Raw genomic sequence first — 21,775 nt, 5'->3', positions numbered from 1 at the left:
CTCATATAGACGTATTGACTTATCAAGCACTAAATTATAATTGTGTAGCTGTAGCTGTAGCTGTAGCTGTAGCTGTAGCTGTAGCTGTAGCTGTAGCTGTAGCTGTAGCTGTAGCTGTAGCTGTTAGGGGCATTTCTATTTGTCAGCACATGCTGACTATAGCTCTATGACTGTATGTAAGTAATAGTGTTTGCAAATAATCCGTTGATGATTTTAAATAGTTGATCGCTTTAAATATTAGTTGTTAATGGGTATTAATATCCCTGATAGTGAAAGATTTAGATCTGTTGCAAAACTCTAATCATTCACGATTAACGTACCACAAGTATATACAAAATCGTATGTAGTATGATGTGAGCTGCACTTCACTGCGGCAAGGAAATAAGGGGAAAAGACGACTTACAGTGTTAGCGATTTCCTAACACGGGGTTCAATGAGAAAAGGATTTTTGCATAGCAAAATATCTTACTACTTTGAACACGGGAATCTCCATTCTCTCCTTATCCGGTAGATTCCTGTGTGAAACCGGAGTCTGTCCCCTTATTCCTTGCCGGAGTGGTTGCTGCTTCATCAACGAGGTTTGCATACCCACCCGATCATAATCTCGCACATACTACGTCTATCCACACATCATATTTGTGTATAAAGCTAACCATACGCAGTCACTATGAACTCCAACATACAGATATACTTACACATCGATTAACATCACCATATCGATTAACATCACCACATCGATCAACATCACACAATTAAGGAGCTGTATAAAATGACAAATGCAAAACAAGCCAAAGTATGCGTGGTTGGAAGTTGCTCAATGGATCTAGTCGTAACGTCGCCTCGTCGTCCCGGCGCTGGAGAAACGGTCATGGGCGATAGTTTTAAAACGGTTCCCGGTGGCAAAGGTGCCAATCAAGCAGTAGCCGCTGCTAGACTCGGAGCCGAAGTCGTTATGATCGGTCGCGTGGGTGATGATCATCTGGGCGAAACGATTTTAAACAATTTTAAAGAAAATCACGTTTCTGTAACACATGTGAAACCGGTTACAGATATGGAAAGTGGCACCGCTCATATTACACTGGCAGAAGGCGATAATAGCATTATCGTTGTACCGGCAGCCAATAATGAAGTGACGTCAGATTATGTAGAGCAGGCCGCGGAAATCATCCGTAGTTCGGATATCGTACTCATTCAGCAGGAGATTCCAGCGGAGACGGTCGCTGTTGTAAGCCGCATCTGTGTCGAAGCAGGTGTGCCCTTACTGCTCAATCCGGCTCCAGCACGCAAGATCGATGCCGAAGTGCTGCAACATGCAGCCTATATTACACCTAATGAGCATGAAGCATCGGTTATCTTTGAAGGCATCAGCTTGTCGGAAGCGCTACGCAACCATCCAAATCGTTTGCTCGTAACGGAGGGCAGCAATGGAGTACGCTACTACAACGGTGAAGAAGAATGCGTTGTTCCTACATTCAAAGTAGATGCGGTGGACACCACGGGTGCAGGGGACACATTTAACGCCGCATTGGCAGTTGCTCTGGCTGAGGGACAGTCCCTTGCAGATAGCATTCGTTTTGCTAATCGTGCGGCTTCGCTATCGGTGACCAAGTTTGGTGCACAGGGCGGGATGCCGACCCGGGCAGAAGTGGAGGCGGCGCTCTCATGAAAAAGCATGGGATATTGAACAGTCACATTAGTAAAGTTCTGGCAGACCTCGGGCATACCGATTATATCGTCATTGGCGATATCGGTCTGCCCGTGCCGGAAGGCGTGGCGAAGATCGATCTGGCGCTTACGTATGGCGTGCCCAGCTTCGAGCAGGTCGTTGAAGCGATTGCAGCCGATATGGAAGTGGAAAAGGTGGTCATCGCTGCGGAAATGGTCGAGCACAATCCAGAAGCCTTTCAATATATGAGCAGTCGTTTTGCAGAGGCAGAGCAGCAGCGATGTACACATGAACAGTTTAAGCAGCTAACAGGCGGCGCGAAAGTAGTCATTCGTACAGGCGAAGCCAAGCCGTATGCGAATTGTATTTTGCAAGCTGGTGTTTATTTTGGTGAATAATAATCGGCTAACAACGAATAAACGAATGAACGAATGAACGAATAAACGAATAAACGGATGAGCGAATGAAAAAATTGACACATAAACGAATGAGGAGGAGCGAGGATGCACATTCAAATGAACAATATCCACAAAGCTTTTGGCACGAATCAGGTGCTCAGCGGCGTTGATTTCGAGCTGCGAGCCGGTGAAGTGCATGCGCTGATGGGTGAGAATGGTGCGGGCAAGTCGACGATGATGAATATTCTCGTCGGGCTGCACCAGCGCGATGAAGGCACGATTGTCATCGATGGGCAGGAATTATATTTTACTAGTCCGAAGCAGGCGGAAGAAGCGGGAATTGCTTTTATCCATCAGGAGCTGAATATATGGCCTGAAATGACGGTGCTTGAAAATCTGTTTATCGGCAAAGAGGTCACTTCGTCGGTAGGCTGGTTGAATAGCCGCAAGATGAAAGCGTTAGCAAAAGAGCAGTTTGCCCGTCTCGCTGTTGATCTGCCATTACAGCAGGAAGCAGGGCTATGCTCTGTCGGTCAGCAGCAGATGATTGAGATCGCCAAAGCGCTTATGACTGATGCCAGAGTGATCATTATGGATGAGCCGACCGCAGCGTTAACCGAACGCGAGATTCAAAAGCTGTTTGATGTGATTCGCGCTTTAAAAAAGGAAGGTGTTTCAATCGTCTACATCTCGCACCGGATGGAGGAAATATTCGCTTTATGTGACCGGATTACCGTTATGCGTGATGGACGTACCGTCGATACGAAGGACATTGCAGCGACTAATTTTGATGAAGTGGTACGTAAAATGGTTGGACGTGAGCTGACCGAACGTTATCCGTTACGTACATCGAAGCCTGGCGAAGTGGTGCTGGAAGTGAAAGGTGCTACGAAACAGGGACAATTCAGCGATGTGAGTTTTAGCGTTAGAGCAGGCGAAATTGTCGGCTTCTCCGGTCTAATGGGTGCGGGACGTACCGAGATTATGCGAGCGCTATTCGGACTGGAATCATTGGATCGTGGAGAGATTCGGATTCATGGCAAGCCGGTTCATATTCGCCGTCCGGATGATGCAGTTCGGCACGGAATTGGCTTTATTACCGAGGATCGTAAAGATGAAGGACTTATTCTCGACTTTTCCATTCGCGATAATATGGCGCTGCCGAATCTGTTTAGCTTCACATCCAACGGATTCATTTCCAGCAAAAAGGAACTGGAATTTGTCGATACACTGATCAAGCGTTTACAGGTGAAAACACAATCAGCGGAAACGCCTGCACGTAGTCTGTCTGGCGGTAATCAGCAAAAAGTCGTGATTGCCAAATGGATCGGTATCGGTCCAAGCTTGCTCATTCTGGATGAGCCAACACGCGGTGTTGATGTGGGCGCGAAGCGGGAAATTTATCAATTGATGAATGAGCTGACTGATCGTGGTGTGGCGATCATTATGGTATCGTCCGAGTTGCCGGAAATTTTGGGCATGAGCGATCGCATTATCGTTGTACATGAAGGCAAGCTTAGTGGAGAGCTTCCACGCGAGCAGGCGACACAGGAACAGATTATGACTTTAGCTACAGGAGGCCAATAATATGCAAACTGCATCACAACCTAAATCCGCCGGACGCAACATTTCTGAGGTGACACAGAAGCTCGGTCCACTGCTCGGATTTATTATTCTCGTTATTATTGTATCGATTTTGAATCCAGCTTTTTTGGAACCGCTTAATATTTTGAACTTGCTGCGTCAGGTCGCGATTAATGCGTTGATCGCATTCGGTATGACATTTGTTATTTTGACGGGCGGTATTGATTTGTCGGTCGGTTCGATTTTGGCGTTATCGAGCGCTTTTGTCGCCAATCTGATGCTATCCGGCATGGACCCGATTCTGGCGATCATAATAGGCTGTCTGGCTGGTGCAGTGATGGGCATGGTTAACGGCCTTATGATCACGAAGGGGAAAATGGCTCCATTTATCGCTACACTGGCAACGATGACGGTATTCCGCGGCTTGACGCTTGTGTACACGGGCGGTAACCCGATCACCGGACTTGGTGACAGTATGGCATTTCAATTGTTCGGACGCGGGTACTTCCTCGGTATTCCAGTTCCGGCGATTACGATGATGATCGCCTTCGCGATTTTGTGGGTGATCTTGCATAAAACGGCATTTGGGCGTAGAACGTATGCGATTGGTGGTAACGAGAAAGCATCGATCGTATCCGGTATTAAAGTAACCCGTGTCAAAATTATGATTTATTCGCTCGCAGGGATGCTGGCTGCGCTGGCAGGCGCAATTCTGACGTCTCGTCTGAACTCCGCTCAACCTACAGCAGGAACATCCTACGAGCTGGATGCGATCGCAGCGGTTGTACTTGGGGGTACGAGCCTGTCCGGTGGACGTGGTCGGATTATCGGCACATTGATCGGCGCGCTCATCATCGCGACGTTGAACAACGGTTTGAACTTGCTCGGCGTATCGTCCTTTTACCAGATGGTCGTTAAAGGTGTCGTGATCGTTATTGCTGTCTTAATTGACCGGAAGCGTTCGGCGTGACACTAAGGATTTATTGTAACGTGAAGTATATAGTCCTGCTGTAAACCGCTATTTATATATAGCCAGACATCGAGATAAAGATGGCATCACTGAATCGTTTACACAGCATGTCCAGCCAATAGAACGAATAACGCCCAATCACAGTGCCAATCTCCTCCTGCACTTTGCGTTTACAAAGCATACTCATCCAATAGAACAAATGGCTTAAAGAAAGAAGGGAACCCGATGAAAAAAATTAACATGCTACTAACGCTCGCGCTGACCTTACTGTTGCTGGCAGGCTGCTCCATGCAACCGCCGGAATGGGCGAAGCCGAAAAAGGCAGCCACCACCGGAGAAATGACCATTGGACTGTCGATCTCCACGTTAAACAATCCATTTTTCGTATCGTTAAAAGATGGCGTAGCTGCTGAAGCACAGAAGCTGGGCATGAAAGTGATCGTCGTTGACGCGCAAAACGATTCTGCCAAACAGAGCAATGACGTTGACGATCTGCTGCAACAAGGGGTAGACGCACTACTGATCAACCCGACCGATTCCGCAGCGATCTCTGCTGCCGTACAATCAGCGAACAATCTCGACATCCCGGTCATTACGCTTGATCGTTCTGCCGATAAAGGCGATGTGAAAACACTCGTCGCTTCCGACAATGCCAAAGGCGGACGCATGGCAGCCGAATACCTTGTGAAGAAGCTTGGCAAAGGAGCCAAAGTGATCGAACTGCAAGGCGTACCCGGCGCATCTGCAACTCGTGAACGCGGGAAAGGCTTCCACGAAGTTGCCGATAAACAACTCGATGTGATCGCTAGCCAGGCTGCTGATTTTGACCGCACGAAAGGCTTGACCGTAATGGAAAATTTGCTGCAAGCGAACCCGGACGTACAGGGCGTATTCGCTCACAACGATGAAATGGCACTCGGCGCTATCGAAGCGATCGAAAGTGCAGGCAAAGACATTCCAGTCGTAGGCTTTGACGGCAACGAAGATGCCATCAACTCTATCAAACAAGGCCAACTAACCGCTACCGTTGCTCAACAACCGAAATTGATCGGCCAAATGGCAGTAGACGCTGCCCGCGACGTCCTGCAAGGCAAATCGGTAGCATCATCGATGCCAGCGCCGCTTAAGATCGTAACGAAGGATCGTGCGGAGTAAGGGAGAACTCAAGCAAGAGTGGACGAATGTTGCTGAATTTGTGTGGATGATTCACTAGCAATCATTTAAAGCGTAAAAGAAAAGAGTTAGTGTATGTACACAGCCGTACAAGCATATACACTGATTCGGAACAGAAACCACGGTGTGCGATGAGAAGGGGAATTTCGCTTAATAAAATATTTTACTGCTTCCGAGCACGGGAATCTACATTGTACTCCTACTCCGTAGATTCCTGTGCGAGACGGGAGCCTGTCCCCGTATTGCTTGCCGTAAGTGATGGATGCGCGATTACCCAAAGTTCGCATGCAGTTTCCGTTTATCAGCAATCACTAGCCTTACTAGCAGTATAAAAGCCCACAAGCCAACTTCTCAGCGAAATTTATCTCATTCACCCAATGATTTACTTAAACTCAACAGCCAGCAATGGTATACTTGCAATAGTGCAGGTACACCTGCGCCTGTTGAGTTTTTTGTTAGATATGTCCAAAAGCAGGAAATTCTACATCATAAATGGAATATAAAGCAGATAACAGCAGACATCTCGCCTTATTGCGAGTGGAACATGCTGACCGGACGAACAGGGTTGATGGCATATCACTTGATTGTATAGATGGGGTTACGACAAACTTGTGATGCATATGCAAACCTGCCGGATGCATGATCAAAGGAGAAGGATTCATGTTTATTATTTTATTGCTTTGCTGTCTGATCATCGGCTTGATTAGCTTTGGCAAAAATTGGCCTGCTGCGCCAACGGCTGCCGGAAGCATGGTGATGGCACTGAGCATTTTTGTATCAGGCGTATGGCCATATATGTCCGGTCAGAGCGTAAATAGTCTATCTTCCAGACTGCTTGTGCTCGGAACGATACTGATATGGTTATACTTACTGGCGAGCTATTTGACGTCGATTCGTCGGTCTACGTTTTATCGGGATCATCTGGCTGATCCGATGCGTCGTCTGGCGATTGGAAGCTGGGCGACTGGAACATCGGTGCTGCTTATCAATGTGTATTATGCGTTTGGAGCAGGCTGGATTAATGAAACAGTTCATATTATGGCCGTATTAAATGTCGTACTGTGGTTATTTTACCTGTGGTCCGTATTGAATGGCTGGCGTCAACTGGCAGGTCAATCGTATCGCGGACAGCTGGATGGAAGTGTATGGCTACCTGCGACAGCGACACAATCGATTGCCTGGATGATCCATGAAGTATTCGATCTGGCAGATGGGCTGTGGATAAGCCGAATTCTGATTGCGATCGGCATGGTTTTGTATCTCATTGGAGCCTGGCAATTATGGCGACAGTATGCCAGACGTCCACGGACGAAGCAGACGTACGGTCGCTGGAATGCTACTTATGTGATGGTATACGGTGCTCCTGCTATCGCGGCTGTAACCGCAAGCGCGACACATGCATGGAGTGCGGAGCATATTACAGATGCGTGGTGGGTCATTCTGGCGCTGCTGTTACTAATTGAAGGACGCGAAGCAATCCAGGCGATTAGCCGTATCCGTCATACCGGCTGGCGAACAGGCATTGGTCGCTATCATACCGCACAATGGACAAGACTGTTCACGCTCGGTATGTTTTATGTACTCACATGGTATACGTTGCCGCTCCTGCAAGAAGGTTCTTTATCACTGCTGCTTCATCGCGGGGTATTAAAAGCTGGAGGATGGCTAATCAGTATACTGCTTTTGCTGGAGCTTACCTTCTGGTTGGTTGCGCTTATTCGTCATTCGGGACAGCCTTTATCTGAGAGTGAGACACCGAGCAGTACGGGAATGAGGGTTCGTCATCATTAAAAGCGGTCGTTCTGGTCGTTATCATGGTTCTAATTGTAATGGTTTTAAGTGATAGGCTTGCGCTCAGGTTCATTTCTGGGCGCTTTTTTTATTTTACAAAGAGATTGTTCTACATAAAAAGTACGCTGGAAGTTAAAGAGTTAAAGAAGTGGGTGAACCTAGTACCTTGACCCTATTCAATATTCACTTCGATCGTATTCCAGAATGTGTATCGTTCAGAATTTGAAGCGAATTTAAAGTTGAAACTAATCTTCGTTAAGGTACTGGTGATTTGACCGAGAATAACTTGAGTTTTAAAGCTGAATGAAGCTTTTATTTATAAAGATAGTAGTACACCTATAAAGTTGACATTTAAATCGGTCTGTATACGAATACCGCAGTATAGTCGACGTTCAGTTTGTGTTTGTATGCGTGTTCGGTTTAGTTATGTTCACGTTAATTACGCTTTCGCCCTGTTCTCCATCCGCCTCCTGATGTTCAAGCCGATAGGCGGAAGGAGAACAGTGAAAATATTGCTTAAACGCATGACTGAATCGCTCGGGTGTAGTGAAGCCGAGCGCACGCGCGACTTCGCGAATCGTCTGGTCTGTCGTCAGCAGTAATTGTACCGCTGCTTCCATACGAGCCTGCAACTTTTTATTTGCAAATGACATCCCATATTGCCTGTGTACCGTTCGTTCGGTTTGTCTCGTACTCAATCCGAGCTGATGGGCGAGTTGCTTCAGTGTAATCGAATGGTAGTCATACAAAAAGCTATTTTCAATCGTCACCAGTCTGCGATCATCGAGCGTTTTTACAGGGACATGAGGTGGCTGGAAATGATCCTCATCGTAGTAGCGCAACGTCTGAGTGAGAATGAGTTCCAAAATATTAATAATCATACGATGAAACCCGATCTGCTGGAGTGAAGCTTCGTGAGCGAGCATGTCAAATAACGACATCATCTTATTTGCCGTATCGGTGCCCATCCAAAAAGGTCGCTCTATTAACCATTGTGACAGCAGCGTGTTGTTGCCGCCATAATATGGATCACGTTGAGCTGACGTTTGCCCGGATACAATCTCAAAAAAGATACAGTATTCCGCCATCGGATCGGTCATATCAGGCACCTGCTCATGCTCAATCTCTGGACCCGTCATAAACAATGTGCCTGGTGTCAGTGCATAATGCCGTCCATCTGCAATTAAATGACCTTTACCACTTGGGATGTAATGCAACTCATAGCTGCTATGACTATGACTGTGTTTTGGCATCGAGTGATGGAAATAGCCGAATTTTACATACAATACATTCAATATCAGTTCGTCTAGCTTGAGCTTAATATTCATATCTTCAATATGAATCGGTGGCAAGTTCATCCCTATCTCTCCTCTGTCATCATGCGACATTCTGACCGTCATCGAGTCAGTTCTTACTATAACGTCTACAGTGTATTGTTATTATAATTATAGCTAGGAATGAAAGCTGAGCAAATGGAGGAATGCCGCATGAATCCTACAGAAACGTCTCTATATCGAAGGGGTAATTATGCGCTGCAATACACGGAGATCTCTAGTGATGATCCGGGATATGCGTGGCGAGAAGGCATGGTCAGTGGAAATGGAACGAATGGCTATATTACGTCTGGTTCGCCGTATAGAGATAGCTTTATTTTTCAACATATGTGGTTTAACTTTCCTTCCGCCGATCCACGGCATATTCCGGCTGAGTTAACCGGGCAATTGGAAGAAGCACGGCAACATGTTTTTCAGCAAAATGATCAGTGGACGATCAAGCATGATAACGGTCAAACGCGTCAGAGAACGTTTTATTACAGCTATCACCCGGGACATCAGCTAAGGCTTCATATGAAAGATCAGCCCGAAGTTACAGACTACAAGCGTTGGACGAACTACGAGACAGCAGAGACGGGGGTGAGGTATCGCAATGCGGCAGGAAGTTGGATAAGGACTTCGTTTACATCGCGAACAGATGACGTTTCCATTACGAGATTGCAGCATTCCGACCAGGGCAGTAAGCTCAATCTGATCGTATCTATCGATGATATTTCTCATATGAGTGGAGCACATCATGGAATGTCTGCGGTGAAGGCGCTTCAATATAAGAAGCTTGTCGACACAGAAGCCCGTTATATTGCACAGATCGTGCATTATCCAGCATATGCAGACAGTGAACTACGTGATGGCGGTTATGCAGGGGTGACCAGAGTCGTTGTTATAAATGGTACACAGGAAAGAGTTGTGCTGGACACGACGAATGAAGAGATGAATGTAGGCGCAGAGCCGAATCCTGCTATTCGCATTGAACATGCAGATGCCGTGTATCTTATTACCGTTTCCGGACGAACGCATACGCTTGGAGATATAGAATTATTTGCGGAAAGTTCACAGTATGATGTACTGGATCAGTTATTGCACCATACCGATAAGGTGGTGCAGAAGTATACGACAGCTGAAAATGAATTTCATTATGAAGCAGCGCTGGCTGCTCATGCTGCATGGCATCGTGCTGAATTCAACGCTGTGCAATTCACGCTAGGTGGAGATGAGAGCACCAAACATACAGACAATCTCACCTTGATCGAGCGGCAAAAAGCGGCTACGCATCATATAGATTCTGCCTTTTTGGAGCAGGTATACAATCAAGGACGTTATGCGATGATCTGTTGTAGCGGAGCGAGTGCACCGCGTCTATGCGGGATGTGGACAGGGGAATGGAATCCGGGCTGGCGAGGCATTTATACGCTGGATGCCAATGTGAATTTGCAGGTGGCGGCCATGAATACTGGAGCACTAACCGCAGCACAGCACGGCTATATTACCTTTTTTCTACGTAATGCGCCTGATTTTCAGCTGAATGCGTTTATGGCTTACGGTATGCGTGATGCGATTCAGATTAGTGTGAATTCCGATGGGGATCGTGCGATGCATGTGGAATACGATAATGATTATCCGTTCGAATATTGGAATGCAGGAGCAAGCTGGTGTCTGTTGCCGATTTTTGAATACTGGCAATGTTTTGGTGAGATGGAGCTTCCGATTGTAGCAGAGATGAATATCGATCGTCTGCAATCGCTGCTGTCGGTACATGACGGTGGGCTATCGGATGAAGCATTCCAAGCATTAAAAAAGCGCGGTACGCTAAAGTTGCTTCAACATATTCTGTTACCGCTGCTTACCAAGCAGGCGAATTTCTGGGAGCAGATGTGTACACCGGAATATTTTACAGATCAAGCTGGACAGGCATGTTATGAACAGGGCAAGACGGCGTTGCTTCCAGGTGAGCGGTATATTATTTTACCTGCCTATTCGCCTGAAAATCATCCGATCGGCTATAACAGTACGATTACAGCCAATGCAACGATGGATATTGCTGCGGCGCGAGATGGGTTGAATATGACGATTCAGGTGGAACGAGCACTCCAGCGTCCTGGTTATGAAGCTGCTATAGCACGCTGGGAAAGCTTGCTTATTCAGCTCCCAGACTATCGCTATGATACGGATGGCGCACTATGCGAGTGGGCAATGAAAGATTATATCGAGAACAACAATCACCGTCATCTGAGTCATCTATATCCAGCATGGCCTGGCTATGAAACACAGACGAATGCTGCACTAGCGGCGGCTTCCAGTATCGCACTGGCTAATCGGGATCAATTCAACACAGAAGATGCTACAGCAGGTCATGGCTGGATGCACAAAGCGCTTGTTCATGCAAGGCTGAAAAATGGTGAAGGGGTACAGCAAGCCCTGCTGCCGATGATGGTAGAAGATGGCTATTATACGTCACTTATGACCGATCATGATACGAATCGCCGCAATCATTGTTACTGCACCGATACTGCCTTTGGTGTTGTGGCTACGATTCACGAAGCACTTCTTTATTCCAATACAGGCGAGATTGAGCTATTGCCTGCACTTCCTGCCGACTGGGCAGCGGGGCGTATGGATGGATTAATGGCACGTTCGCAGGTTAGAGTTGATCGACTATTATGGGATAGGGCTGCTGGTTGGGTGAAGGTAAGCTTGTCTGCGCTCGTTACGGATCAGAATGTGAAGTTGAGTTTGGGAATACCGTGGACGACAGCGCAGATTGATGGTGTAGAGGCAACGGTACAGTATGATGGTACGACTCCATATGTAAGTTTAAACGTGCCAACAGAGCGAGAAGTGACGGTTATTTTGAAATAGGTGTGGTAGAAGTGAAAGCAGACATAAAAATAGAAATACAAATAGAATTAGAAATAGAGTAATACTGATAGTTTAACTACTTTTGATTATTTAAAGCTATATTCGTTGTATATAAGCTAATCCTTTTATACTCACCTGCTGTATATTAACTTGTTCTGTGATGATCATGTATGTGTATAGTTAATCGAGATTGAATCTTGTTGCTGAACTATGATCTTATATGTTGGTTCTCATTCAAACTATTTTTGAAGTGCCAATCTCGTGCCTGGAATACTTTGACTGAGCATAATTGAACTAATAGTAATTGAACTAACTATAATTTGAACATACTTTGATCGTGAAAATTTTTTAGCAACATACGACTAACTGTGTACATGAGCGACTGTATCTAATCTGTCAGCCACCCATTATTCAACCCATCTGCTTGAACGATAAGCGGATGGGTTTTTATGTTTAAGGATACATAACATGAAAACCGGGTAATAGCTTGTATACGTAATACAGTGCACCTTATTTTGCGCAAATACGAATATCCGTTTATGCAATGTATTCGTCAGCATGAACGAACATCTTTGAACAAACGAACATCTTTAAACATCGCTAACTACCATTAAAGACCGCTAAAAATTTCTGGAATCGCTAGAATCGCTAAAATCGTTAAAAATCGCCGCATAACAACTCATCCATTACGGCGATGCATATGAACATCATCCAAAGGAGGAACATCATGACGGATTTACATCATACGTTTAGTCAGATGGAACAGGACGTACAACATACGCTACAGGAAACCGAATCGATGAAGCATCCGTTGATCGAACTGATCCGGTACAGCTTGCATGAGCAACAGGAAGCATTGAGCCGATTATTACCTTTACTTGCCACAGCTTCATCGCCTGAACAGGAATCTGATGGAGCAGCAGATCATTTTTTATCGCTTGATGAGATGAAGCCCTACCTTTCACTGCTGTATCAAAATCAGGAAACGAGTGAGCCGACGGTACGCGCGTGGGTACGGGCAGTACAATGGATGCCTTCATTTGAGACAGCCGCCAGCGAAGATATTCAAGGGCGTTTTAACGATATGCATCATCGGTTGGAAATGGCAGGTGCAGGACTTGCTGAACAATTTGGAGCGAAAGCGCTCAAGTTTGTCATCCCCGCTGCTTATACTGAAACGGAGGTGAAAGCATGAGCTGGCAAAATGAGCGCATCGATATGAATGTATACAGTCAAGGTGAAGTCGATCGCTGGGTATACAGCACCTGCAATATTTGCTCTGTCGGATGTGGATGTCATATTGCTGTAAAAGACGACAAAATTGTTGGGATTAAAGGAAACGGTGATCATCCGATCAACCGGGGACGTTTAGGACCAAAAGGGGAAAATCAGTGGTACGCTAACCATAGCCCGGATCGTCTGCTTACCCCATTAATTCGTAATGAGCACGGTCAATTGCAACCAGCGAGCTGGGAAGAAGCGATGCAGCTCATTGTGTCCAAAGCGAAACAGTCGCTAAAGGAGCAGGGCAGTAATAGCATCGCAATTTATTCGACAGGACAGGGCTATCTGGAAGATTATTATACGATTGCTAAAATTGGACGCGCTGGCTTGCATACCCATTTGCTGGACGCCAATACACGGTTATGTACAGCGACAACTGAATTTTGTCTGCTGCAATCTTTTGGCGTAGATGGTACACCAGCATCGTATGACGATGTGGATGTTGCCGATACATTGATGCTGTTCGGTCATAATATAGCGGAGACGGGCACCGTGTTACATGAGCGCATAATGCAGCGCAAGCAGCGTGAAGGTAAACCGTACATCATTGTCGTCGATCCGCGTCAGACTTTGACCGCACGTCATGCGGATTTGCATCTGGCGCTTCGTCCGGGTACGAATGTAGCGCTGCTGAATGGACTTATTCGTATGATGATAGAGCGCGGTGCGGTAGATCAAAAGTTTGTAGAGCAATATACGATTGGTTATGAAGCGATGCAATCATCAGTGCAGGACTGGACACCGGAGCGTACCGCAGAGATAACAGGTATCCCAGTTGAAACGCTAGAGCAGGCAGCCGATATATTGAGCGAGACCGCTTCGCTCGTAACGACAACATTACAGGGAACGTTCCAAAGTGCCGATGCCACGACCGCATGTGTAGCGATTAACAATTTGCACCTGCTGCGTGGTTTGATCGGTCGTCCGGGCTGTGGTCCGCTGCATATGGCAGGACAGCCAAGCTCATCTGCTAATCGTACTGCCGGCGGTGTGGGTACGTATCCAGCACAGCGTAACCCGATGAATCCGCAACATATTCAGGAAATGGCTGATTTGTGGAATGTGGAAGCGGATGATCTACCCGTTGGGCCGGAAAAAGGAATCGAGGAGCAGATCGATCTGATTGAGCAAGGCAAAGTGACGTTTTTCTGGAATATCGGCACAAATCCGATGGTATCTTTGCCCAATCGCCAGCGTGCACGTAAAGCATTGGAAAAGATTTTTGTCGTTGTACAGGATCCCTTTTTGACTGAAACCGCAACGATTGCTGATGTTATCTTGCCGGTGGCATTATGGGGCGAAAAGGAAGGCACGATGGAAAATGCAGATCGAACGATCAATGTGTTGCGCAAAGCGATTGAGCCGCCAGCTGGTGTAAAAACCGATCTGGAGGTGCTAATTGAGTTTGCCCATCGTATGGAACTGAAAGATAAAGATGGACAACCGCTGATCGGTTACTCAACGCCAGAACAATGCTTTGAGGAATGGAAAACCGTTTCGCGTGGACGACCTTGTGATATGACAGGCATTACGTATGAGCGGTTGGAGCAACATAATGGATTACGCTGGCCTGTAAATGAGCAGCATCCGCATGGAACGCCGCGATTGTATAGTGATCTTCGCTTTATGACAGGTGTTGACGAAGCACAGAGCTATACGAAGGATCAGTTTAGCGGTCGTCCACTGAGTCATGGTGAGTTTGCTGCTAAGGGGGCGAACGGACGCGCGCTACTTCATCCCACTCGTTATTTAGCGCCAACTGAGCAGCCGAATGATGATTATCCGATGTGGCTCACGACAGGGCGTCTCGTATGGCACTGGCATACGCGCACGAAAACGGCACGTGCCCCGCATCTGCAAATGGCAGCTCCGCATGGCTATGTGGAGATTCATACAGAGGATGCGGCAAAGTTATCGATTGTACAGGGAGAAGTTGTACGGATTGTATCACCGCGCGGTTGGATTGAGGTGCCTGCCCGAGTAGGCGATGCAGTACAGCGAGGACTGGTATTTGTCCCATTTCATTATGGCAGCTGGGAAGGCAACCAAGCGGCGAATGAGCTGACCGCAGACTTTACTGACCCATTATCTAAGCAACCTACCTTCAAGCAGGCAGCCTGTCGCATTGAAAAGCTGCGGAAACAGCATATTGTCGTTGGTGAGGAATCGGCAGCGTATATCGCCAGTCAGTATCATTTATCGGTAGAGCATCTGCTAGAGGCGAATCGATTGATTACCCCGTATGATATTCAAATGGGACAGGAGCTAGAAATCCCGATCTCGGTTATGAATACTCCGATTCCACCTTATATTCCACAGCGGAGTTGATCAATATGAGGAGAGCGAATCAGGTGATGAGTTAGATAGAGCACAGCTAAAGTACCGCCGGATTAAAGTTAAAGCAAAGCCCAATCAAGCTCAATCAAATTAAAGCAAAGCTATAGTAGGGATAGCGGACAGCAATACAAAAGCATGATGTAAAGCTCGATACGTACCGAACGAAAAGGAGATCATAACGGTGCTCATTATTTTATTGCTTAGCTGCATCATCATTGCTTTGATTGCGCTTGGCAAAAAATTGCCTGCTGCACCCACAGCAGCAGGCAGTATGGTCATGGCACTTGGCATTTATATGCAAGGTGTCTGGACTTATTGGTCAGGGCAATCTCCGCAAAGCTTCATATCAAGAGTGTTGATCATTGGAATTGTATTTGTCTGGTTATATTTGTTAGCCAGTTATGTAACATCGATTCGCCGGTCTACCTTTTATCGGGATCATTTGGCTGATCCAGTTCAGCGCTTTGCTGTTGGGACCTGGGTAGCTGGAACATCTACATTATTGATTAATTTATATGCCAGCTTTCATACTGATTGGTTACGGGAGAGCGTGTATATTATGGCGACGCTCAATATTGGACTGTGGCTATTTTATATGTGTTATACAGGACTGGGCTGGTATCGACTCATTATGGATTCATCCTCATCACGAGTCGATGGTACGGTGTTGTTACCTGCGGTTGCTACTCAATCGGTTTTGTTGCTCTGTCATCACGTGTTTGCACTTTCACTGGGAGTCTGGTTCACACGTAGTTTTATTTTTCTCGGATTAGTATGTTATATGATTGGGATTGTTATTATGATCTGGCGTTATCTGCATGCTTCTACATGGAATGTGGACGCATGGAAAATAACCAATTGTATTGTATATGGTGGATTGGCGATTAGCGGTGCAGCGATTAGCCTAACCGGAGCATGGAATGAGTGGATAGCTTACGGATTATGGTGGGTAGTAGCGATTTTAGTCCTTATAATCGAAAGCATAGAAACGATGTATGGGATCAAACGTATTCGTCAGCACGGTTGGCGTCATGGAGTAGGACGTTATCATACCGCACAGTGGACACGATTATTTACGCTGGGGATGTTTTATTTTCTCACCTTGCATACGGTTCAAATTGCTGCGGCTATACCGATTGCACGATTCATGCATCATTTTGTATTAGATGTAGGTGCATGGGTCATTACGGTATTACTGGTGGTGGAGCTTATGATTTGGATTCGTAAATCGGTAGTACAGCTTGCGATTCCGGTCGCAAGTAAGGACGATAATTGACGAAACTATAACGAGAACAGGCGACAGAACCGGATGAACCGGAGCTGTCGCCTGTTTCGGATGGTTGATGAAATATTTGAAGCTGGACTACTCCTTCACCCCAATTCCAGAGCAGTCAGCGCCAAAGCATAATTCGTTTGTACCGATTACAACATACTTAAAGTTAAAGTTACGTAAATTTGTATATTGCATAGATCCAGTAGAGGTAGGCATGATTGTTACAATCGATACGTATGGATCACTTGCAAATCAATTACAAATCAGTTGCAGACCAGTTGCTAATCACTTACAGTTGTTCACCGTTAGAAGCAATCACCTGTTTGTACCAGTGGAATGAATCCTTTTTCGAACGAGCCAGTGTACCGTTGCCATCGTCGTCTTGATCGACATAGATGAAGCCGTAACGTTTGGACATTTCGGAAGTGGACATGCTGACAAGGTCGATAGGACCCCATGCCGTATAACCCATCAGGTCAACGCCATCGCGAACCGCTTCTTTCATTTGCTCGATATGCTTACGCAGGTATTCGATACGATATGGATCGTGGATCGAACCGTCTTCTTCTACTTTGTCATACGCACCGAGACCATTTTCCACAATGAATAGTGGTTTTTGATAACGATCATACATGGCATTCAGCGTCACACGCAAGCCGATTGGATCGATCTGCCAGCCCCAGTCGGACGATTCCAGATACGGGTTCACTACGCTGCCAGCTACAAGGTTGCCGACGCCTTCTTCACCTGTCGGATTTTCGGATACTGTAATAGTCATATAATAGCTAAAGGAGATATAGTCTACGGTGTACTGCTTCAGCAGCTCATCGTCGCCAGCTTCTTTTTGCAAGACGATATTGTTTTCTTCAAAATAGCGCTCCATGAATTTCGGATATTCGCCGCGTGCATGCACATCGGTGAAGAACAGGTTCATCTGGTTAGCGAGCTGTGCTTTACGGATATCTTCAGGATTACAGCTGTTCGGATACGTTTCCATTCGTGCTAGCATACAGCCAATCTGTGCATCGGGAATAATCTCGTGGCAAAGCTTGGTGGCGATCGAGCTAGCTACGAATTGATGATGCAGCGCCTGATACATGCCTTGCAGCTTGTTGTCCAGACGATCGACGACAACGCCACCGCCTGTGAAAGCACTGATCGTGATCACATTGATCTCGTTAAACGTCAGCCAGTATTTCACTTTGTCCCTGTAACGCTTGAATACCGTCTCCGCATAACGGGCAAAATGTCCAACGACTTCGCGATCGACCCAGCCGTTGTATTTTTGCGTCAGACCGAGCGGTGTTTCGTAGTGAGATAACGTTACAAGCGGCTGAATGCCATGCTTGAGCAGCTCATCGAATACATTGTCATAAAATTGCAAACCTTCCTCGTTCGGCTGCTCATCATAACCGTTCGGGAAAATACGTGACCAGTGGATGGACAGGCGGAATACTTTAAAACCAAGCTCGGCGAACAGAGCGATATCTTCTTTGTAACGATGGTAGAAATCGATACCGTCACGTTTAGGAAAGCGTGCCTGAATGTCGCCGTTTAGAATGCCGTCGATGCGCTCGGATGTAATCTCCATCGCATGAGAAAGCTCTTTACTGCGCTGATCTTTCGGAATATAAGCGATCATGTCTGCACTGGACAAACCTTTGCCGCCTTCGTTATAGCCACCTTCCAGCTGGTTGGCTGCCGTAGCGCCACCCCATAGAAAGTCTGTCGGAAATCCTTTTGGTGCTGCCATTTGCATAACCTCTTTCTGTGTAAGATCGATTAAGGATATAACCGATGAAACGAAAAAAAACCTAAACCGGAACAAAAGCAGCATTTTCATGCCGGTTTCGTTGCCAATTTAGGTTTTGCCTGCATCACCAGTAACAATCCTGTGTTATGTTGTTGTCTTTTCACGTTCATTGTATACGATTGCAAAAACGTTTTCAAGTTTTATGCACAAAATGTCGTTTGTTCACAAGATTGCCGTCACTGCTGTCGAAGATTGTCTACACCTATATGTGTATAAAATGTTATACTACATAGGAATCTAATCACGATACGGAAAAGGAGGTGAATCTCTTGCAGGATATTCAGGACTGGCTGCCTTATCTTTTATCGATCATGCTGATCATTGTGCTCACATGCTCATTGATTTTGCGATTGTACTGTGATGTGGCACACTTCTGGCTGATTGGCAATCGAGTGAAGGAACATATCGTATTCCCACTCATTTTAGCGATTACGAGTCATCCGGCGCCGCTCCGTTTATCCCGAACAATACGTAGGAAGGAAGCGCCCGATGATGATGGCTCGGACTGCTGCTCCCCGTTGATTGCATCTAATTTTACACATCAACGAGGAGGAACAATATGGACGTATTCAAGGGATTCACTGGAGTTTCAAGTAAAAGGGGCCGCTTTTACGGTCTAACATTAGTCATGTTATTGATGGTGCTACTGGCCGGTTGTGGTAACAACGTAACCGAGATCGATTCAGGGACACCGGGCTTTTTTAATCATTATGTTGTGTACCCGCTGTCGTACAGTATGCAGCATATTGCAGGTTGGTTTGGCGGTAGTTATGGTATGGCCATTATCGTGCTGACATTGATCGTGCGCTTTGCCCTGTTGCCGCTCATGATGCGACAGGCCAAATCACAGCAGGCGATGAAACGAGTCATGAGCCGCATGCAGCCTGAGCTGGATGATTTGAAAAAGCGATATGAGAACAAAAAGGAACGCGAAGAACAGCAAAAAATGCAGCAGGAAATGATGGAGCTGTACAAAAAGCATAATTTCAATCCGCTCAATATCGGCTGTCTGCCGATTCTTATTCAATTGCCGATTCTGTCCGGTATGTACACAGCGATTCGCCTGACACCAGAGCTGTCTACGCATTCCTTTCTCTGGTTCAAGCTGGGGCATCCCGACTGGATCATGGCGATTATTGTAGCTGCCCTGTATCTTGTGCAAGCGAAGTTATCGCAAAAAACGATGACACCTGAACAGCAAAAGCAGATGGCATTAATGGCGTATATTTCGCCGATTATGATGGCATTTTTCTCGTTCAGTGCACCTGCGGCGATGCCGCTGTACTGGATGGTGAGCGGTACATTCCTCATCCTGCAAACATTGCTGTTCCAGCGTATGTATCCGGTCGATGCGGCTCCGGTTATTGAAGAAGCAGCTGCAATTGAAGCGGAAGCTATTGCAGCTGTAGAGGCAGACGCTACGAAACAAACGTCAAGCCAATCATCCAAAAAGCATTCATCCAAAAAGCGCAAACATAATAACCCTGCTGCTTCTAAATAATTATCCTTTTCAAGCCACTTTGCTTCCATCTGAAGCAAAGTGGCTTTTATGATGAATAAACCGACATACATAGGCGTAACCGCATCATTTAGCAACCAATAATACGAAAACGAGGATAGGGAAATCTGCATAAAATAGTTATCATTTTGTAAAAGGTAAGCGTTATCAATCGTTTGCATCTATAGGTATCTTCTTTAAAATCTGGTAAGCTAGAAGGATATGAAGATATGTACAGAGTTACAGAGAGAGAGTAAGAAATGGATAGGAAAGGATAGGAGACAATGAAACTTCTCAAAATCATTATCCAGATCGCGCTATTATATGCCTTTGCCTGGCTCGGTGGGCAGATTCAAGCATGGCTGCATCTGGCGATTCCAGGCAGCATTATCGGACTATTACTGCTGTTTGTACTGCTGCTCTGCCGGATCATTCCGGTATCATGGATTGAGGCAGGCAGTACGACGATTTTGTTTTATTTGCCTTTATTTTTTGTTCCGGCGACGGTTGGGGTGATCAACCATCTGGATCTGTTTGCAGGCAAAGGGCTATTGCTGGTAGCGATTGTTATCGCCAGTACGATCATTACGATAATCGCAGCCGGTCATGCCAGCCAGTGGTTGGCTATTTTAACAGAACGTAGACGTGGGGCGAATGAGTCGAACGATACGGTGGAGGGAATAGTATCAGATATGCACGAGAACGGACATGTCCGTGTTGGGGGGCAAGTCGAACAGAATGAGCGAGCCGCACGAAGCGATAAAAAAGTGCCCCATGCTGCTCCATCCCCTACAAATGATACGGCTCAAGCTAAGCTCTATGGAAAGAAGGGGACACAGCTATGACGATAGCACTTGCGTTAAGTATGGTCGTAGGCACAGTGCTTATTTATGCCTTGATGGCGATCGTATATAAGCGCTATCGGTTGCCTTTTCTGATGCCGGCTTTAACAGGTACGGCGGCAATTGTGATCCTGTTGCTGCTTTTGCATATTCCGTATTCGACGTATATGGTCGGCGGCCAGTGGATTAATGAGCTGCTCGGACCTGCGGTTGTAGCGCTTGCTTATCCACTGTATAAGCAGCGTGAACAGCTCCTGCGCAACTGGATACCGATCGTTGGCGGCTCGTTAGCTGGTGTATTTGCCGGTATGTTAAGTGGTATGTTGCTTGCGCTTATGCTTGGATTTAGCCGCGCGTTTATTTTATCTGTTGTGCCCAAGTCGGTCACGACGCCGGTAGCGATTCAAATTGTGAATCATCTGGGTGGCGATTCGTCGCTGACATCAGTGTTTGTCATGATTGCAGGGTTTACAGGTGCGGTTGTAGGATTATCAATATTGAAATGGTTTCGGATTCATCATGTGATTGGTAGCGGTATCGCACTCGGTAGTGCGAGTCATGCGCTAGGAACGGCAAAGGCGCTGGAAATCGGAGAACGCGCTTCGTCGCTCAGCTCGATTGCGATGACGATTAGTGCGATTGTGGCCTCGGTGATTGCTCCGCTGGTCGTATGGTTGGTGTTTCATTGACAGAAGTTTAAATACAGGCTTGAACTTATTTCTATACACTATGTAATAATAGCCTTTGATGTTGTGAAACGAATCTACAACATCGAAGGCTATTTATTTGTTTTAGATGTTTAACGGGATGAAGTAATACATAGCATTCATAATGGCTAGTTCAACAAAATGTATGTAAATTCATCATGTAGTTAAGAGATATACTAATGGAGTAGCGTTGACGGGATATCGGATTTGATTAATTATTGTTGAAAGCAACGATGAAATATACATAAT

The 21,775-nt window shown here is 46.2% G+C and carries 16 protein-coding genes; 14 read left to right on the top strand and 2 right to left on the bottom strand.

Annotated elements, in window-relative coordinates; genetic code table 11:
- Positions 1-769 precede the first annotated feature (769 nt).
- The 6 genes from rbsK (at position 770) to AAHF22_RS05925 (ending at position 7,582) form a co-directional block, all read left to right on the top strand.
- Positions 770-1,666 (top strand): ribokinase, encoded by an 897-nt coding sequence (gene rbsK, locus AAHF22_RS05950; RefSeq protein WP_347324038.1) that lies wholly within the window; start codon positions 770-772, stop codon positions 1,664-1,666.
- On the top strand, positions 1,663-2,064 hold the full coding sequence (gene rbsD / locus AAHF22_RS05945; protein ID WP_347324037.1) for a D-ribose pyranase: 402 nt from the start codon (positions 1,663-1,665) through the stop codon (positions 2,062-2,064). The genes rbsK and rbsD overlap by 4 nt, the downstream gene beginning before the upstream one ends.
- Before the next feature lie 105 nt (positions 2,065-2,169).
- Positions 2,170-3,651, top strand: a complete 1,482-nt coding sequence (locus AAHF22_RS05940) for a sugar ABC transporter ATP-binding protein (RefSeq protein ID WP_347324036.1) — start codon at positions 2,170-2,172, stop codon at positions 3,649-3,651.
- A 1-nt stretch (position 3,652) separates the two neighbouring features.
- Positions 3,653-4,618: a ribose ABC transporter permease RbsC gene (gene rbsC, locus AAHF22_RS05935; protein WP_347324035.1), complete on the top strand. Its 966-nt coding sequence runs from the start codon at positions 3,653-3,655 to the stop codon at positions 4,616-4,618.
- A 225-nt stretch (positions 4,619-4,843) separates the two neighbouring features.
- On the top strand, positions 4,844-5,773 hold the full coding sequence (rbsB, locus tag AAHF22_RS05930; RefSeq protein ID WP_347324034.1) for a ribose ABC transporter substrate-binding protein RbsB: 930 nt from the start codon (positions 4,844-4,846) through the stop codon (positions 5,771-5,773).
- A gap of 678 nt (positions 5,774-6,451) precedes the next feature.
- Positions 6,452-7,582 (top strand): TDT family transporter, encoded by a 1,131-nt coding sequence (locus AAHF22_RS05925; RefSeq protein ID WP_347324033.1) that lies wholly within the window; start codon positions 6,452-6,454, stop codon positions 7,580-7,582.
- A 392-nt stretch (positions 7,583-7,974) separates the two neighbouring features.
- On the opposite strand, the gene AAHF22_RS05920 is transcribed toward AAHF22_RS05925, so the two are convergent.
- A complete protein-coding gene (locus AAHF22_RS05920; protein ID WP_347324032.1) occupies positions 7,975-8,940 on the bottom strand; it encodes a helix-turn-helix transcriptional regulator in 966 nt (321 codons plus the stop codon).
- A gap of 129 nt (positions 8,941-9,069) precedes the next feature.
- Between AAHF22_RS05920 and AAHF22_RS05915 the strand changes: the two genes are divergently transcribed.
- From AAHF22_RS05915 to AAHF22_RS05900, 4 genes are all read left to right on the top strand, one after another.
- Entirely contained in the window at positions 9,070-11,772 is a 2,703-nt protein-coding gene (locus AAHF22_RS05915) for a glycosyl hydrolase family 95 catalytic domain-containing protein (protein WP_347324031.1), read from the top strand.
- 727 nt (positions 11,773-12,499) lie between these two features.
- Positions 12,500-12,967: a hypothetical protein gene (locus AAHF22_RS05910; RefSeq protein WP_347324030.1), complete on the top strand. Its 468-nt coding sequence runs from the start codon at positions 12,500-12,502 to the stop codon at positions 12,965-12,967.
- Positions 12,964-15,384, top strand: coding sequence for a molybdopterin-dependent oxidoreductase (locus AAHF22_RS05905; RefSeq protein ID WP_347324029.1), 2,421 nt, complete (start codon positions 12,964-12,966; stop codon positions 15,382-15,384). The genes AAHF22_RS05910 and AAHF22_RS05905 overlap by 4 nt, the downstream gene beginning before the upstream one ends.
- Positions 15,385-15,574: 190 nt before the next feature.
- Positions 15,575-16,669, top strand: a complete 1,095-nt coding sequence (locus tag AAHF22_RS05900) for a TDT family transporter (protein WP_347324028.1) — start codon at positions 15,575-15,577, stop codon at positions 16,667-16,669.
- 286 nt (positions 16,670-16,955) lie between these two features.
- Here the strand turns inward: AAHF22_RS05900 and AAHF22_RS05895 are convergent, their stop codons facing one another.
- Positions 16,956-18,419, bottom strand: a complete 1,464-nt coding sequence (locus tag AAHF22_RS05895; protein ID WP_347324027.1) for a glycoside hydrolase family 1 protein — start codon at positions 18,417-18,419, stop codon at positions 16,956-16,958.
- A gap of 329 nt (positions 18,420-18,748) precedes the next feature.
- Here AAHF22_RS05895 and AAHF22_RS05890 point away from each other — a divergent pair, with 329 nt between their 5' ends.
- From AAHF22_RS05890 to AAHF22_RS05875, 4 genes are all read left to right on the top strand, one after another.
- Positions 18,749-19,099 carry a hypothetical protein gene (locus tag AAHF22_RS05890; RefSeq protein WP_347324026.1) on the top strand — a complete coding sequence of 117 codons (351 nt, stop codon included), beginning with the start codon at positions 18,749-18,751 and terminating at the stop codon, positions 19,097-19,099.
- Positions 19,039-19,980, top strand: a complete 942-nt coding sequence (gene yidC, locus AAHF22_RS05885; RefSeq protein WP_347324025.1) for a membrane protein insertase YidC — start codon at positions 19,039-19,041, stop codon at positions 19,978-19,980. The genes AAHF22_RS05890 and yidC overlap by 61 nt, the downstream gene beginning before the upstream one ends.
- Before the next feature lie 281 nt (positions 19,981-20,261).
- The gene (locus AAHF22_RS05880; protein ID WP_347324024.1) at positions 20,262-20,822 is read left to right on the top strand and encodes a CidA/LrgA family holin-like protein; all 561 of its coding nucleotides are present in this window, start codon (positions 20,262-20,264) and stop codon (positions 20,820-20,822) included.
- Positions 20,819-21,508 carry an LrgB family protein gene (locus AAHF22_RS05875; RefSeq protein ID WP_347324023.1) on the top strand — a complete coding sequence of 230 codons (690 nt, stop codon included), beginning with the start codon at positions 20,819-20,821 and terminating at the stop codon, positions 21,506-21,508. The genes AAHF22_RS05880 and AAHF22_RS05875 overlap by 4 nt, the downstream gene beginning before the upstream one ends.
- The last annotated feature ends 267 nt before the right edge of the window (positions 21,509-21,775 follow it).

Origin of the sequence: Paenibacillus wenxiniae (genome assembly GCF_039822605.1) — a bacterium.
Classification (GTDB): domain Bacteria; phylum Bacillota; class Bacilli; order Paenibacillales; family Paenibacillaceae; genus Saccharibacillus; species Saccharibacillus wenxiniae.
This window is presented reverse-complemented; position numbering and strand designations above follow the sequence as displayed.

Bases quoted from the DNA above. Each gene is read 5' to 3' on its own strand.
- AAHF22_RS05910 (WP_347324030.1), top strand. From the start codon at position 12,500: ATGACGGATTTACATCATACGTTTAGTCAGATGGAACAGGACGTACAA.
- AAHF22_RS05875 (WP_347324023.1), top strand. From the start codon at position 20,819: ATGACGATAGCACTTGCGTTAAGTATGGTCGTAGGCACAGTGCTTATT.
- AAHF22_RS05925 (WP_347324033.1), top strand. From the start codon at position 6,452: ATGTTTATTATTTTATTGCTTTGCTGTCTGATCATCGGCTTGATTAGC.
- AAHF22_RS05940 (WP_347324036.1), top strand. From the start codon at position 2,170: ATGCACATTCAAATGAACAATATCCACAAAGCTTTTGGCACGAATCAG.
- AAHF22_RS05880 (WP_347324024.1), top strand. From the start codon at position 20,262: ATGAAACTTCTCAAAATCATTATCCAGATCGCGCTATTATATGCCTTT.
- AAHF22_RS05920 (WP_347324032.1), bottom strand. From the start codon at position 8,940: ATGAACTTGCCACCGATTCATATTGAAGATATGAATATTAAGCTCAAG.
- AAHF22_RS05915 (WP_347324031.1), top strand. From the start codon at position 9,070: ATGAATCCTACAGAAACGTCTCTATATCGAAGGGGTAATTATGCGCTG.
- yidC (WP_347324025.1), top strand. From the start codon at position 19,039: ATGGACGTATTCAAGGGATTCACTGGAGTTTCAAGTAAAAGGGGCCGC.
- rbsC (WP_347324035.1), top strand. From the start codon at position 3,653: ATGCAAACTGCATCACAACCTAAATCCGCCGGACGCAACATTTCTGAG.
- AAHF22_RS05895 (WP_347324027.1), bottom strand. From the start codon at position 18,419: ATGGCAGCACCAAAAGGATTTCCGACAGACTTTCTATGGGGTGGCGCT.
- AAHF22_RS05905 (WP_347324029.1), top strand. From the start codon at position 12,964: ATGAGCTGGCAAAATGAGCGCATCGATATGAATGTATACAGTCAAGGT.
- rbsB (WP_347324034.1), top strand. From the start codon at position 4,844: ATGAAAAAAATTAACATGCTACTAACGCTCGCGCTGACCTTACTGTTG.
- rbsD (WP_347324037.1), top strand. From the start codon at position 1,663: ATGAAAAAGCATGGGATATTGAACAGTCACATTAGTAAAGTTCTGGCA.
- rbsK (WP_347324038.1), top strand. From the start codon at position 770: ATGACAAATGCAAAACAAGCCAAAGTATGCGTGGTTGGAAGTTGCTCA.